The following is a 15,129-nucleotide window of genomic DNA, read 5'->3' as shown; positions in this document are numbered from 1 at the left end:
GCGGCGCGATTCCTACACGCGACATGCCGCGGAAGGAAGACCCCACTCGCCGCCCGCCCCCGCGCCGCGCGGCGGCCATGTCCGCTAGTATTACGTCCTGGGCGCGCCACGGGCCGCCTTTCACCGGAAAACGCCGTGACCGACTCCGTCATACCGCTCGTCGACTACCGCAAGCTGCGCCCCGTGCCGGCCGTCCCGGCACGGCCGATCGCGGCCACCGGCAGCCTGCTCGACGCGCGCGCGCGGCCGTTGCGCGACCTGCGCATCTCGGTCACCGACCGCTGCAACTTCCGCTGCGTGTACTGCATGCCCAAGGAAGTGTTCGGCAAGGACTACCCCTACCTGCCCCATGCCGACCTGCTGTCGTTCGAGGAAATCGTCCGCCTGGCGCGCCTGTTCGTGGCGCACGGCGCCGAGAAGATCCGGCTGACCGGCGGCGAGCCGCTGTTGCGCAAGAACATCGAGACGCTGATCGCCAGCCTGGCCGAGCTGCGTACCCCCGAAGGGCGACCGGTCGACCTCACCCTCACCACCAACGGTTCGCTGCTGGCGCGCAAGGCGCGCGGCCTGGCCGCGGCCGGGCTGCGGCGCGTGACGGTCAGCCTCGACGCGCTCGACGAAGCGCTGTTCAAGCGGATGAACGACGCCGACTTCCCGGTGGGCGACGTGCTGCGCGGCATCGACGCGGCCGCGGCGGCCGGCCTGGGGCCGGTCAAGGTCAACATGGTGGTCAAGAAAGGCACCAACGACCACCAGATCCTGCCGATGGCGCGCCACTTCCGCGGCTCGGGCCACATCCTGCGCTTCATCGAGTACATGGACGTCGGCGCCTCCAACGGCTGGAAGATGGACGAGGTGCTGCCCTCGGCCGAGGTGCTGGCCCGCATCGGCGCCGCCTGGCCGCTGGCGCCCGCCGCGCCGCTGTACCGCGGGGAAGTCGCGCGCCGCTGGCGCTATGCCGACGGCGGCGGCGAGATCGGCGCCATCTCCAGCGTCACCCAGGCCTTCTGCGGCGACTGCAGCCGCGCCCGCCTGTCCACCGAGGGCAAGCTGTACCTGTGCCTGTTCGCGCAGCAGGGCTACGACCTGCGCGCCCTGCTGCGCGGCGGCCGCGATGACGCCGAAATCGCCAGCGCCATCGCCCATGTCTGGCAGCAGCGCGGCGACAACTACTCGGAGCGCCGCAGCGCCGAAACGGCGCGCGGCCCGAAGATCGAGATGAGCTACATCGGTGGCTGAGCCCGGCCCGCCGATCGCCGCCGCCGACATCACCGGCCTGGTCCTGGCCGGCGGCATGGGCCGGCGCATGGGGGGCGCCGACAAAGGCCTGCAGCTTTTCCTGGGGCGGCCGCTGGCCGCCCACGCGGTCGAAAGGCTGGCGCCCCAGGTCGGCCCGCTGCTGATCAGCGCCAACCGCAATCACGGCGAATACCGCCGCGTGGGCATGCAGGCGCTGGCCGACGCGCCGGGCCACCGCCGCCTGGAGGTGGTGGCCGACGCCTTGCCCGAGCATGGCGGCCTGCCAGCGGCCGCCGTTGCCGCGCCCCGCTACGACGGTCCGCTGGCCGGCATCGCCGCCGGCCTGGCGGCCGCCCGCACGCCCTGGCTGGCCTGCGTGCCCTGCGATTCGCCGCTGCTGCCGCCCGACCTGGTGGCGCGGCTGGCGGCTGCCGCGACGGCGCACGGCGCGCAGTTGGCGGTGGCCCGTTGCAGCCAGGGGCGGCATCCGGTGTTCGCGCTGATGTCGGCCGCGGTGGCGCCCTCGCTGCGCGCCTTCCTGGCGGCCGGCGGACGCCGGGTGCGGGCCTGGCAGGACACGCTGCGTACGGTAGAGGTCGATTTCGGCGACGCCGGACATGCCTTCGACAATGCCAATACCGCCGCAGAGCTGCGCGAACTGGCAACGCTGGCCGAGCGTGGGCCTGCGCGGGCCTGCGGGCCGCGGCAGGACGGCTCCGCCCCTTCGCCGCGCCGGCAAAACACGGCGCTGACCGTGGACGAGGCCCGCGCCGCCCTGCTGTCCGGCATCGTTCCCGTGGACGAGGTGGAGCGGGTGCCCGCCGCCGCGGCCCTGGGCCGCATCCTGGCCGCCGACCTGGTTTCCCCGATCGACGTTCCTGCCCAGGACAACGCCGCGATGGACGGCTACGCGCTGCGCGGCGCAGACCTGGCGCCAGGCCGCGACGCCGAAGCCACCGTGATCGGCACCGCGCTGGCCGGCCACCCCTACGCCGGCCCGGTGGGCCCGGGCCAGGCCGTGCGCATCATGACCGGCGCCGTCATGCCCGACGGCTGCGACACCGTGGCGGCGCAGGAAACCGTGCGCCGCGACGGCGACCGCATCGTCGTCCCGGCCGACGTGCGGGCCGGCCAGAACCGCCGCCTGCGGGGCGAAGACCTGCGGGCGGGCCAGGTGGCGCTGCGCGCCGGCAGGCGCCTGTCGCCGGCCGACATCGGCGTGTCCGCATCGTTGGGCGCGCCCGCGCTGACCGTGCGCCGGCGGCTGCGGGTGGCGGTCTTCTCCACCGGCGACGAACTGCTGCTGCCCGGCGACCCGCCGCGGCCCGGCGCCATCCACGACAGCAACCGCCCGGCGCTGCTGGCCGCGCTGCAAGACCTGGGCGCCGACACCATCGACATGGGCGTGCTGCGCGACGTGCCGGACGCACTGGAAGCGGCCCTGGTCGAGGCCGCCGGCCGCGCCGACGCCGTGCTGACCAGCGGCGGCGTGTCGGTGGGCGACGCCGATTTCGTCCGCGACGTGCTGGCGCGCCGTGGTCGGATCGACTTCTGGAAGGTGGAAATGAAGCCCGGCCGCCCGCTGGCCTTCGGCCGCCTGTACCCGGCCGGCCCGGACCGCGCCGGCGCCTACCTGTTCGGCCTGCCGGGCAATCCGGTGGCGGCGCTGGTGTCGTTCCAGGTCATGGTGCGTCCGGCGCTGCTCAAGCTGGCCGGCGCGGCCGATGCCCCGCCCGCCTTCATCGCGGCCCGCTGCACCCGCACCCTGCGCCGCAAGCCCGGACGCGAGGAATACCTGCGCGCGGTCGCCGCGCCGGGCGCCGACGGGATGCTCGAGGCCACGCCCGTCGCCGGCCAGGGCTCGGCCATGCTGTTCTCCCTGTCGCAGGCCAACTGCCTGCTGCGGCTGCCGGCCGGCCACGGCGACGTGGCGGCAGGCGAACGGCTGCAGATCCTCCTGCTCGATAGCCTGCGCTGACCGGCTGGCTGCCGGCCTTTCTTCCTCTTCCTTCGCGCCCCCGGATGGCATGGCGTTTCCATGTCCGCTTCGACCAAAGCTATCGTCCTGTTTAATAATAAAGATAAAATAAATAATGCGAATGATATTGAGAATTAATCTTGATTCAAAAAGAAATTTGTTCAAGAATCGCTGCTTCGCCACTGACCCGCCCCATCGCGGCAAGCCTCGATGCAACCCCGCCCGTTCCGTTTTCCGCCGGCCGCCGCCCCGCTGCGGCTGGCCATCCGCTCTGCCCTGGGCGCCGCCTGCCTGCTGCCGTTCGCCGCCCCCGCGCAAGAAGCGCCAGCCCTCGAACCGCTGGTGGTGACCGGCACCCGCACCGAAAAAACCCTGGCCGACACGCCGATCCGCACCGAAATCGTCACCCGCGAAGAACTGGAACGCACCAACGCGCGCACCCTGACCGACGCGCTGGAAAACATCCCCGGCCTGCTGCTGACCGAGATCCACGGCAAGTCCGGCTATGAACTGTCGCTGCAAGGCCTGACCGGCGACCAGGTGCTGGTGCTGATCGACGGCCTGCCCATCTCTGCCAGCACCAGCTCCACCGTCGACCTCAGCCAGTACCTGCTGACCGACATCGACCACATCGAAGTCGTCAAGGGCGCGGCCTCGGCGCAATACGGCAGCTCGGCCATGGGCGGCGTCATCAACGTCATCACCCGCCCCGCCCGGCCCGGCCTGTCGGGCACGGCCACGCTGGACGCCGGCAGCTACGGCGACCAGAACTCGTCCGGCGGCTCGCTCAAGCCGGCCAACCGCCACGGCCTGTTCACGCTGCAAGGCGGCAGCCAGACGCTGCGCGCCCGCATCGCCGCCGACGTGCTCGACGACGACGGCTTCGGCGTCGACCCCGACAGCTGGAGCCGCCAGGGCGACGAAGTCCGCCGCCAGCAATACAGCGCGCGCGTCGACTGGCTGCCCACCGCGGCGCAAAGCTACTGGCTGGACGGCAGCGTCTACCGCGAGGACGACACCCAGCGCTACACCACCTTCGTGCCGCCCAACCTGCTGCCGCAGCGCAAGACCGAGCACATCACGCGCGACCGCCTGGCCGGCGGCGGCCAGTGGCGGCTCGACAACGGCATGCGCCTGCAGCTCAAGGGCTTGGGCGAGTCCTACGACAGCGCCTCCAACGAATACTCGCAGGACTACCTGGTGACCCGCCGCAACGCGAAGCAGAACATGGGCCACGTCACCGCCCAGGTCGACCTGCCGGCCTGGCACAGCCAGCTGTGGCAGCTCGGCGTCGACTACCACCGCGAGGACATGACCCAGGACAACAACGGCGTTTCGGAATTCGTCCGCGCCGGCTCGGTCGAGCGCTCCAGCCGCGAACTGTTCGTGCAGAACGACATCCTGTTCAACGACACCTGGGAACTGCTGCTGGGCGCCCGCGCGCAAGACGATTCCGACTTCGGCAGCCATTTCGCGCCCAAGGCCAGCCTGCGCGGCAAGCTGCTCGACACCGCGGACTGGAACGGCGTGCTGCGCGCCAGCTTCGGCCAGGGCTACCGCGTGCCCAATCTGAAGGAGCGCTACTACCTGTTCGACCACAGCGCGCTCGGCTACATGGTGGTCGGCAATCCCGACCTGAAGCCCGAATCGTCCAACAGCGCCCAGCTGGGCGGCACGCTCACCTTCCGCGAGCACCTGTCGCTGGAAGTCAACGCCTTCATGAACCGCGTCAAGGACCTGATCCAGACCGACATGAACGACGTGGCCGTGGTCAACGGCATCTCGGTCTACACCTACCGCAACGTGGCCCGCGCCCGCACCCGCGGCATCGAGACCGGCCTGCGCTGGGACGCCACGCCGGCGCTGACGCTGACCGCCGGCTACACCTTCAACGACGCCAAGGACCTGGACAGCGGCAACGAACTGACGCGCCGCCCGCGCCACGTGGGCCGGCTGGGCTTCGACTGGCGCTTCCTGCCGGCCACCGAACTGACCATGCGCACCCGCGTGCAGAGCGGCGAACTGGTCTCGTCCGACGACGTGGCCCAGACCTCGGGCGGCGCCGCCGGCGGCGGCCGCTCGCCGGGCTGGACCACCGTCGACCTGGCGGTCAACCACCGCATCGGCCGCCAGCTCACCCTGTTCGTCGGCGTCAAGAACCTGTTCGACAGGCAGCGAGATTTCACCAACCCCACCGACTTCGGCCCCCTGCGCGGCCGCTTCGTGTACGCCGGCGCGCGCTACGCCTTCGGCGGCACGCAATAACCACCCTAGGAAGGAAACCCGCGATGAAATCCAAATCGACTCTGATGATCAGCGCGCTCTGCGCGGCGCTGGCGCTGGCCGGCTGCGGCGGCGGCGACGATGGCGGCTCGGCCGACAACGGCGGCGACAATGGCGGCAACGACGGCGGCAACAATGGCGGCGACAACGGCGGCGGCACGCCCACCAGCCAGTTCACGCAGAAGGACGGCAACTGGACCTTCACGCTGCCGGCCTCCGGCACCTCGCTGTGCTACGACTTCGACACCGAGAGCGAAGTGGCCGGCTGCACCGGCAGCAACTGGGACCTGAAGATCACCAGCAGCGGCGCCACCGCCACGCTATGGACCAACAGCGGGGTCAGCGGCCCGGGCCGCGGCGGCGCCTTCGGCGGGCCGTTCGACCACACCTGGACCGAACTGCAGTCCTACCAGAGCGCCACCGTCGACCCGGAGTCCGGCGAAACACTGCCGTCGGCGGTCTACACCGCCGACACCGCGGCCAGCGTATTCACCGGCACCAACGATATCCAGTCGGCCGCCTTCGAATACGACCTGACCGGCGACCACCGCCTGTACCCGAACTTCCGGGTGTTCCTGATCACCACCGACAGCAGCGCCACCACCCTGGGCGCGGGCGTGTACGCGCTGCAGATCACCGGCTACTACGGCGGTCCCGGCGGCGCCACCTCGGGCTATCCGTCGTTCCGCTGGGTCGAGCAGACCGGCGGCGCCACGGTGCAGGAAGCGAGCGTGAACGCCACCGGCGGCTGGGTGTACTACGACCTGGCCAACAAGCAGGAAGTGGGCGAAGATGGCCCCTGGCAGATCGCGTTCAACCGCTACAACGTCAAGCTCAACGGCGGCACCTCGGGCAGTGGCACGGTGGCCGGTTTCGTGAGCAAGACGCCCGCCGGCTTCTACGACGCCGACAACAAGCCCATCGTGGCCAAGTTCACCAGCACCACCAACCTGTCGGACACGCTGCCCGACCTGACCGGCACGCAGACCGGGCCGGCCAGGGCGAGCGCCTGGGTCAAGGACAGCACCGCGTCGATCCTGAACCCGGCCGCGCAGGGCAGCTACCCCAACCCGCTGGACTATGGCTGGTACAAGTACTACCCGACCGCCGAGGCGGCCGGCGCCGCGGGCCTGGGCAGCGTGGCCCACGTCATTGCGCCCAACCCGGACAACGGCACGCTGATCCGCAGCGGCGAAGGCAACAGCTATGCGCGCATCCACCTGACCGGCATCACCTATGCCGATCCGACCAACGCCAGCAGCGCGCAAACGTGGAAGTTCGAGTACGACGTACAGCCTGAGTAGGTCCACCCCTACGCGCTTCGCGCGCCCGGGGGGAAGGACCACCCCTGCGCGCTTCGCGCGCCCCTCAAGGGGCGGCACCGGCGGACCGGTGGAGCCGGATCCGCGGTGCCCTGGATGGGCGGCGCGGGTCGCTAGAACGCCTTGCCCAGCGTGAGCTGGACTACGTTCATGCCGGGGTTCGGGTGCTTGATGCCGGCGTTGGAGAAGTGCGAGATGCGCAGCCCCACCCGGGTCGTGCGGTCGAGCTGGTAGCCTGCGCCGATGTGGTCGCCGAACTGGAAGGTGGTGCTGATGTTCTTGTCGTGGAAGCGGCGTTCGCTGAAGGCGGTGGCGCCCACGCCGCCCTCGATGTAGAAGCGGTCGCCGGGCCACCAGCGGAACAGCGGGATCGCGCTGAGCTGCCAGTTGTGCGAGGAATAGCCGGCCTGTACGTCTTGCGTCGTCCACCAGTACGACAGGCCCAGTTCGCCCACCAGTTCGATGCGGCTGCCGCTGAAGCGGTGCTGCCACAGCGGCGCGGTTTCGCGGTTGACGGTGATGCGCTGGCTGGCCTCGCCGGTGCCCAGATGCAGGGTCCAGCCTCCGTTGTCCCAGCCCTGCGGCTCGGCCGCATGCGCCTGGAAACTCAGCGCCAACAGGCCCGCCAATACACCCAATTTCTTCATAGGATCGTCCACGTTCGATTCGTTGTTCGAGGACCGGGATGCGGCGGACCGCGCCCGGACCGTTATGCAAGACTTCGTGGACGAACTATACGCCGTTCCGTTACAGCACGGCGTCGGCCGACTGCCCGGTAAGCAGGGCCAGCAGGCGCGCGATCTCCTCGCGCATCTTGCGGCGGTCGACGATCATGTCGATGGCGCCCTTTTCCAGCAGGAATTCGGCCCGCTGGAAGCCTTCCGGCAGCTTTTCGCGCACGGTCTGCTCGATCACGCGCGGGCCGGCGAAGCCAACCAGCGCCTTGGGCTCGGCGATCACGATGTCGCCCATGAAGGCGAAGCTGGCCGACACGCCGCCCATGGTCGGGTCCGACAGCACGCTGATGAACGGCAGCCGGCGCGCGCTGAGCAGCGTCAGCGCGGCCGTGGTCTTGGCCATCTGCATCAGCGACAGCAGCCCTTCCTGCATCCGCGCGCCGCCCGAGGCCGCCACGCAGATGAAGGGCACCTTCTGCTCGACCGCGGCCTGCACGCCGCGCGCGAAACGCTCGCCCACCACCGAGCCCATCGAGCCGCCCATGAACTCGAACTCGAAGCAGGCCGCCACCACCGGCAGCGTGTGGATCGCGCCGCCCATCACCACCAGCGCGTCGGTCTCGCCCGTCTGCGCCATGGCTTCCTGCAGGCGGTCGGGGTATTTCTTGCTGTCCTTGAACTTCAGGCTGTCGACCGGCAGCGTGCCGATGCCGATCTCGTAGCGCCCTTCGGCATCCAGCAGCGCGTCGATGCGCTGGCGCGCGCCGATGCGCATGTGGTGGTCGCACTTGGGGCAGACGTTGACGTTCTTGACGAGATCGTCGCGGTACAGCACGGCCTCGCACGACGGGCACTTGACCCACAGCCCCTCGGGGATGCGGCGCGTGCTGCCGTCGGTCGTCTTGATGCGGGGCGGCAGCAGCTTTTCGATCCAGCTCATGCGGATTTCCTCGTTTCGCGGGACGCCGGCGGGAGGCCGTCGAGCGCCTGCCGGATTGTACGCAACCAATCGCCGGCCGCGCGCGCCGCCGGCTGCGCTTTTTCGCCGGCCGGCAGGTCGGCCGTGGCGGCTTCGATTTCCTGGATCAGGCGGCTGCCGATCACCACGGCGTCGGCCGCCGCGCCCAGCGCCCGCGCGCTCTCGGCGTCGCGGATGCCGAAGCCCACGCCCACCGGCAGCGACACGTGGGCGCGGATGGCGGCCAGCCGGCGCTCGACCTCGGCCACGTCGAGGTGGCCGGCGCCCGTGACGCCCTTGAGCGACACGTAGTACACATAGCCGCGTGCCACCTCGGCCACGGCCCGGATGCGCGCGTCGGACGTGGTGGGCGCCAGCAGGAAGATCAGGTCGATGGCGTTGCCCGCCAGCATGCGGCCGAACTCCACCACCTCTTCCGGCGGGTAGTCGACCACCAGCACGCCGTCGACCCCGGCCTCGCGCGCGGCGGCGGCGAACGCCGCCTGGCCCATGCGCTCGATCGGGTTGGCATAGCCCATCAGCACGACGGGCGTGGCGGTGTCCTGCCGGCGGAACTCGGCCACCATCGCCAGCACGTCGCGCAGGCCCACGCCTTGCGCCAGCGCGCGTTCGCTGGCGCGCTGGATGACCGGGCCGTCGGCCATCGGATCGGAGAACGGCACGCCCAGTTCCAGCACGTCGGCGCCGGCGCCGACCAGCGCGTGCATGACGGGAACGGTGGCGGCCGGCTCGGGATCGCCGGCGGTGACGTAGGGAATCAGCGCGCAGCCGCCGGCGGCGGCCCGCCGCGCGAAGGCGGCGGCAATACGGGAAGGATTCGTCATGGCGCGTCTCAGAGCGTGATGCCGGAACGTTCGGCGACGGTGTGCATGTCTTTGTCGCCGCGGCCGGAAAGATTGACCAGCAGGATCTTGTCGCGGCCGAGCGTGGGCGCAAGGCGGACGGCATGCGCGATGGCGTGGGACGATTCCAGCGCGGGAATGATGCCTTCGATCCGGCAGCACTGGTGGAAGGCCGCCAGGGCCTCCTCGTCGGTGACGCCGACGTAGGTGGCGCGGCCCGATTCCATCAGCCACGCATGTTCGGGGCCGACGCCGGGGTAGTCCAGCCCGGCCGAGATCGAGTGCGTGTCGATCACCTGGCCGTTGTCGTCCTGCAGCACGTAGGTGCGATTGCCGTGCAGCACGCCGGGCACGCCGCCGGCCAGCGAAGCGGCATGGCGGCCGGTGGCGATGCCCTCGCCCGCGGCCTCGACGCCGATCAGCTGCACGTCCGGATGGTCGATGTAGGGATGGAAGATGCCCATCGCGTTGGAGCCGCCGCCCACCGCCGCGATTACCGCGTCGGGCTGGCGGCCGGCCGCCTCGGGCATCTGCACCAGGCATTCCTTGCCGATCACGGTCTGGAAATCGCGCACCATCATCGGGTACGGGTGCGGGCCGGCCACCGTGCCGATGATGTAGAAGGTGCTCTCCACATTGGTGACCCAGTCGCGCATGGCCTCGTTTAGCGCGTCTTTCAACGTGCGCGAGCCGGATTCGACCGGCACCACGGTGGCGCCCAGCAGCTTCATCCGGTACACGTTGGCCGCCTGGCGGCGCACGTCTTCGATGCCCATGTAGACGACGCATTCCATGCCGTAGCGCGCCGCCACCGTGGCGGTGGCCACGCCGTGCTGGCCGGCGCCGGTTTCGGCGATCACGCGGCGCTTGCCCATGCGGCGCGCCAGCAAGGCCTGGCCGATGCAGTTGTTCACCTTGTGGGCGCCGGTGTGGTTCAGGTCTTCGCGCTTGAGCCAGATCTGCGCGCCGCCCAGCTGTTCGGACCAGCGGCGGGCGTGGTAGACCGGGCTGGGGCGGCCCACGAAATGCTTCAGCTCGTATTCGAACTCGGCGACGAATTCGGGATCGTCTTTGTAGCGGGCGTAGCAGTCGCGCAGCTCGTCGAGCGCGTACATCAGCGTTTCGGCAACGAACACGCCGCCGTACTGGCCGAAATGACCGTGCGCATCGGGAAAATCGTATGGTTTCACAGGCTTGTCTCGGTGAGCCCGCGGCCGCCGGGGGCCGGCTGCGGGACAGGGTCTGGGACGCCGGGCTAGCTGGCGTCGAACCGGCGCACTTCGGCTACGAAGCGCCGGATCCGGTCGGCGTTCTTGATGCCCGGCGCGTCTTCCACGCCGCTGCTTACGTCAACGGCGAACGGACGCACCATTGCCAGCGCGGCTGCCACATTTTCTGCATGCAACCCACCAGACAAAACGGCCGGACGCGCGCTTGCGCTGCTGACCAGAGACCAATCGAACGCTCTCCCGCTGCCGCCGTAGCCTTCGGAATGGCTGTCGAACAGCCAGCCGGCGGCAGAACCGTAAAGTTCGCACGATTTTAGCAAAGCACCGGAGGTTTCCAAGCCCGGCGCGCCCACGCGGAAAGCGCGCAGATAGCGCAGGCCGGCGCGTTCGCATTGTTCGACGGTTTCGTCGCCGTGGAACTGCAGCAGGTCGGGCCGGACGGCGTCGACCACGCGCGCGATCTCGGCCTCGGCCGCGTTGACGAACAGCGCGACCACGTCGACGAAGGGCGGCACCCGGGCGCGCAGCGCCGCCGCCCGCTCGGGCGTCAGGCACCGCTTGCTGGGCGGGTAGAACACCATGCCGATGGCGTCGGCGCCCGCCTCGACGGCGGCCTCGATGTCTTGCTCGCGGGTCAGGCCGCAGATCTTGATGCGGGTTCGGGACATCCCGCCATTATCGCATTTCGCGCACTTCGCTGGTGGCATCGGTGGGCGGCAGGCCACATTCCGGCGGATAGCCGACCGCCGTCAGGTACAGGCCGTCGGGCGCGAAGGTGGGCGCGGCGCGCCGGCGGTCGCGCTCGGCCAGCAGGGCCGGCATCCATTCCGGCGGTTGCCGGCCCTGGCCGACGTAGACCAGCGCGCCGACGATGTTGCGCACCATGTGATGCAGGAAGGCGTTGGCGCGCAGCGTGAAGATGACGAAACGGCCGCGCCGCTCGATGTCGAGCTGGTGCAGCGTGCGCACCGGCGAGGCCGCCTGGCACTGCGAGGAGCGAAAGCTGCTGAAGTCGTGCTCGCCGCGCAGGCAGGCGGCGCCGCGCCGCATGGCCGCCTCGTCCAGCGGCCGGAAGCTCCAGCCGGCGCGCCCCGCCCAGGCCGGCGGCCGCACCGGGTCTTCCACCAGCAGGTAGACGTAGCTGCGCGAGCGGGCGGAGAAACGGGCGTGGAAATCGTCGCCCACCGTGCGCGCCCAGCGCACCGCGACGCTGGGCGGCAGGTGGGCGTTGACGCCGCGCACCCAGGCCTGCTCGGGGCGAACGATGTCGGTGTCGAGATGGACCACCTGCTGCACCGCGTGCACGCCGGTGTCGGTGCGGCCGGCGCAGACCGTGGCTTGCGGCCGGCCGGCGAAAGCCGCCAGCGCGGCTTCCAGCGTGTCCTGCACGGTCTGGCGGTGGGGCTGGGTCTGCCAGCCCATCCATGGCGCGCCGTCGTAGGCGAGGCCCAGCGCAATGCGAGGCATGGGCCGCGGCGGCGCTCAGAGCGCCGCGAGCGCTTCGCGCGCCTGCCGGCGCTGCTCGTCGGTGCCGCTGCGCAGCACGGTTTCGAACAATTCGCGAGCGCCGTCGCGGTCGCCCATTTCGATGAAGGCGCGGGCCGTGGCCAGCTGCGCGCCGGCATCCGGGCGGATGACGTCGGTATCCAGCTCGATGCCGGGCCGCGCCGCGGCCGGGGCGGCGGCAGGCTCGGCGGGGCCGTCGAGGTCGAGATCGAAGTCCAGGGCGACCGGCTTGGCCGGGGCGCGGCGCGCCGGGGCGTCGCCCTCGTCGGCTTCGCCGTCGTCTGCTTCGCCGGCCTTGCCATTGCCGGCGTAGGCGGCCGCGGCGGCCGCGGCGGCCGCCGATGAGGCCAGCGTGGGCAGCGCCTCCCAGCCGCTGAAGGGATCGTCGTCCGCACCGGCGGCCGGCTCGGCCGCGGCGCCGGCCGTGGCGGTGCGCCGGGCGGTACTGCGCCGGCGCCAGGCCAGCAGCACCAGCAGCGCGCCGAGCGCGCCCACGACGGCGGCCAGCGTCCGGATCGCGCGGTCGGACAAGCCGGGGCGGCTCGCCTCGTCGGCCGGGGCGCCGACCAGCGCATTCGGGGCGGTGCTGCCGTCGGCCGAAGCGACGGTAATGCCGCCCTCGGCCGCGGCCGGACCGTTGCCGGCCGGCGCGCCGTCGCCGCCGGCGGCCGCCGCATCGACGGCCGAGTTGCCGCCGGCCGCCTGCTGGGCCGCGGCCATGGCGGCGTTGGGCACCGACAGCATGCCCTGCATGCTGTCGACGTTGCGCTGCAATTCGTTGACGCGGGATTCGGATTCGGCGATCGCCTTGCGGGTGGCGTCGCGCTCTTCCTGCCGGCGGTCGCTGGCCGCCTCGGCGCCGCCGTCGCGCGTGCCGGGCTCGCCGCCGCTGGACAGGCGCAGGGTGTCGGCAGCGGGCGCCTCGGGTTGACTGTTACCGGCGCCTGCGCCGATGCGGCCGCCATCGGGCCGGCCGGCGCGTGCCCCGGCGGCGCCGGCATCGCCCGCCGTGCCCGCCACGCGCTGCCGGAAGGCGTCGTAGGCGGCGGCCTGCTCGGCGAACAGCCGCGCGGCGGCGGCCTGGTCGACGGCGCCGATCTGCGCCGGAGTGGGCATCGACAGCAGCGCGCCGGCGCGCAGCCGGTTCATGTTGCCGCCGATGAAGGCCTGGGGATTGGCCTGCAGCAGCGCCGCCAGCGTCTGCGGCATCGATGCCTCGGGCGGGCGGATGCGCCGCGCGATGCCGAACAGCGTATCGCCGGGCGCCACCTTGAGCGGCTCGGCCGCCGGCGCGGCGGCGCCGGCCCGGGCGTCGAGCACGAAGGAATACTGGCGGATGAAGCGCCCGCTGCGCGAACCGAGCTCGACCAGCAGGTCGAGCACCGGCGACGCGGGCGGCGTGGACGAGGCGATGCCGACCACCTTGCGGCCCGCCGCGTTGTCGTGCACGTCGACCGTGAGCCCGGACAGCGTATCGCCATATTCCAGGCCGGTGCGGCGGTACACCTCGCGGTCGGCCAGCCGGGCGCTCAGCGAGGCCGCTTCGCCGGGCGCGAGTTCGGTGATTTCGATTTCGGCGCGCAGCGGCTCGCCCGACGCCGACAAGACGCGCAGGCTGCCGAGTTCGGCGCCCTGCGCGGCGGCCGCCAGCGCCAGGCCGGCGCCGGCCGCCAGCCAGCCGGCCAGCGCGGTACGCGGCGCGGCGGGCACGATGGGCGCCCGCGCGCCGGATGCGGGACGGATATTGGACTGCACGCGTCGACCCCCTGATTTTCGACAGGCGACCATACCATCCGCCTCGTACCTGCGTCTAGAGTTCGCCCAGCACGATGCGCAGCATGCGGCGCAGGGGTTCGGCGGCGCCCCACAGCAGCTGGTCGCCCACCGTGAACGCGCTCAGGTATTGCGGCCCCATCGCCAGCTTGCGCAGCCGGCCGACGGGAATCGCCAGCGTGCCGGTGGTGGCCACCGGGGTCAGCCCGCGCAGGGTTTCCTCGCGCGTGTTGGGCACCACTTTCGCCCAGGGATTGGCCGAGCGCAGGATGTCGCCGATCTCGTCGAGCGGCACGTCTTTCTTCAGCTTGATGGTCAGCGCCTGGCTGTGGCAGCGCATCGCGCCGATCCGCACGCACAGGCCGTCGATCGGGATCGGCGCCGCGCCTGCGCCGCCCAGGCCGAGGATCTTGTTGGTTTCGGCGCCGCCCTTCCACTCTTCCTTCGACATGCCGTCGCCCAGGTCCTTGTCGATCCAGGGGATCAGGTTGCCGGCCAGCGGCACCTGGAAGTGCTCCTGCGGCAGCGAGCCGTCCTGCTGGCGCGCCAGCACCGCGCGGTCGATCTCGAGGATGGCCGAGGCCGGGTCGGCCAGCAGATGGGCGACCTCGTCGTTGAGCAGGCCGAACTGGGTCAGCAGCTCGCGCATGTGCTGCGCGCCGCCGCCGGAAGCGGCCTGGTAGGTCATGCTGGTCAGCCATTCGACCAGGCCGTGCTGGAACAGCCCGCCCAGCCCCATCAGCATGCAGCTGACGGTGCAGTTGCCGCCGATGTAGTTCTTCACGCCGCGCGCCAGCGCCGCGTCGATCACGGAACGGTTGACCGGGTCGAGCACGATGATGGCGTCGTCCGCCATCCGCAGCGTGCTGGCGGCGTCGATCCAGATGCCGTCCCAGCCGGCCGCGCGCAGCTTGGGGTAGATCTCGGTGGTGTAGTCGCCGCCCTGCGCCGTGACGATGATCGGCAGCTTCTTCAGCGCGTCGACGTCGTACGCGCTCTGCAGCGGGCCGGCGCCCTCCGCCCACGACGGCGCCGCGCCGCCGGCGTTGCTGGTGGAAAAGAACACCGGCTCGACGAAGGCGAAATCGCCTTCTTCGCGCATGCGCTGCATCAGCACCGAGCCGACCATGCCGCGCCAGCCGACCAGACCGACTGCTTTCATGACATACCTCTACTTAGTTTTCCATGGCGCTGCGCGCCTTCCACGCCGCACGATGTCGCGCCGACCTATCCAGGATGCGGCGGAGCCGGCTCCGCCGGGCCGCCCGCATCGCCCCGTGGGCGCGCGCGTAAGCGCGTAG

At 71.2% G+C, this 15,129-nt stretch carries 12 protein-coding genes; 4 read left to right on the top strand and 8 right to left on the bottom strand.

Annotated features, from left to right (window positions below; genetic code table 11):
• Positions 1-135 precede the first annotated feature (135 nt).
• From moaA to ABD927_RS07450, 4 genes are all read left to right on the top strand, one after another.
• Positions 136-1,239 carry a GTP 3',8-cyclase MoaA gene (moaA, locus tag ABD927_RS07465; RefSeq protein ID WP_345247882.1) on the top strand — a complete coding sequence of 368 codons (1,104 nt, stop codon included), beginning with the start codon at positions 136-138 and terminating at the stop codon, positions 1,237-1,239.
• On the top strand, positions 1,232-3,217 hold the full coding sequence (gene moeA / locus ABD927_RS07460; RefSeq protein WP_345247880.1) for a molybdopterin molybdotransferase MoeA: 1,986 nt from the start codon (positions 1,232-1,234) through the stop codon (positions 3,215-3,217). Before moaA ends, moeA begins: the two co-directional genes overlap by 8 nt.
• Positions 3,218-3,427: 210 nt before the next feature.
• Positions 3,428-5,482, top strand: coding sequence for a TonB-dependent receptor plug domain-containing protein (locus ABD927_RS07455; RefSeq protein ID WP_345247878.1), 2,055 nt, complete (start codon positions 3,428-3,430; stop codon positions 5,480-5,482).
• Positions 5,483-5,505: 23 nt separating this feature from the next.
• Positions 5,506-6,804: an HmuY family protein gene (locus tag ABD927_RS07450; RefSeq protein WP_345247876.1), complete on the top strand. Its 1,299-nt coding sequence runs from the start codon at positions 5,506-5,508 to the stop codon at positions 6,802-6,804.
• A gap of 131 nt (positions 6,805-6,935) precedes the next feature.
• Here the strand turns inward: ABD927_RS07450 and ABD927_RS07445 are convergent, their stop codons facing one another.
• The 8 genes from ABD927_RS07445 to asd form a co-directional block, all read right to left on the bottom strand.
• Complete coding sequence (locus ABD927_RS07445; RefSeq protein ID WP_345247874.1) at positions 6,936-7,469, bottom strand: acyloxyacyl hydrolase; 534 nt, start codon at positions 7,467-7,469, stop codon at positions 6,936-6,938.
• Between the two features lie 100 nt (positions 7,470-7,569).
• Positions 7,570-8,439, bottom strand: a complete 870-nt coding sequence (gene accD, locus ABD927_RS07440; protein ID WP_345247872.1) for an acetyl-CoA carboxylase, carboxyltransferase subunit beta — start codon at positions 8,437-8,439, stop codon at positions 7,570-7,572.
• The gene (gene trpA / locus ABD927_RS07435) at positions 8,436-9,302 is read right to left on the bottom strand and encodes a tryptophan synthase subunit alpha (RefSeq protein WP_345247870.1); all 867 of its coding nucleotides are present in this window, start codon (positions 9,300-9,302) and stop codon (positions 8,436-8,438) included. Before trpA ends, accD begins: the two co-directional genes overlap by 4 nt.
• Before the next feature lie 8 nt (positions 9,303-9,310).
• On the bottom strand, positions 9,311-10,510 hold the full coding sequence (gene trpB, locus ABD927_RS07430; protein ID WP_345247868.1) for a tryptophan synthase subunit beta: 1,200 nt from the start codon (positions 10,508-10,510) through the stop codon (positions 9,311-9,313).
• Positions 10,511-10,575: 65 nt separating this feature from the next.
• Positions 10,576-11,217, bottom strand: a complete 642-nt coding sequence (locus ABD927_RS07425; protein ID WP_345247866.1) for a phosphoribosylanthranilate isomerase — start codon at positions 11,215-11,217, stop codon at positions 10,576-10,578.
• 7 nt (positions 11,218-11,224) lie between these two features.
• Complete coding sequence (gene truA, locus ABD927_RS07420; RefSeq protein WP_345247864.1) at positions 11,225-12,016, bottom strand: tRNA pseudouridine(38-40) synthase TruA; 792 nt, start codon at positions 12,014-12,016, stop codon at positions 11,225-11,227.
• A 15-nt stretch (positions 12,017-12,031) separates the two neighbouring features.
• A complete protein-coding gene (locus ABD927_RS07415) occupies positions 12,032-13,810 on the bottom strand; it encodes a motility hub landmark protein FimV (protein ID WP_345247862.1) in 1,779 nt (592 codons plus the stop codon).
• A 55-nt stretch (positions 13,811-13,865) separates the two neighbouring features.
• A complete protein-coding gene (gene asd / locus ABD927_RS07410) occupies positions 13,866-14,990 on the bottom strand; it encodes an aspartate-semialdehyde dehydrogenase (protein ID WP_345247860.1) in 1,125 nt (374 codons plus the stop codon).
• Positions 14,991-15,129: the final 139 nt, after the last annotated feature.

Source organism: Pigmentiphaga soli (genome assembly GCF_039541095.1).
Lineage (GTDB): Bacteria > Pseudomonadota > Gammaproteobacteria > Burkholderiales > Burkholderiaceae_B > Pigmentiphaga > Pigmentiphaga soli.
The sequence above is the reverse complement of the archived record's forward strand: the minus strand, read 5'-3'. Positions and strand labels throughout refer to the sequence as shown.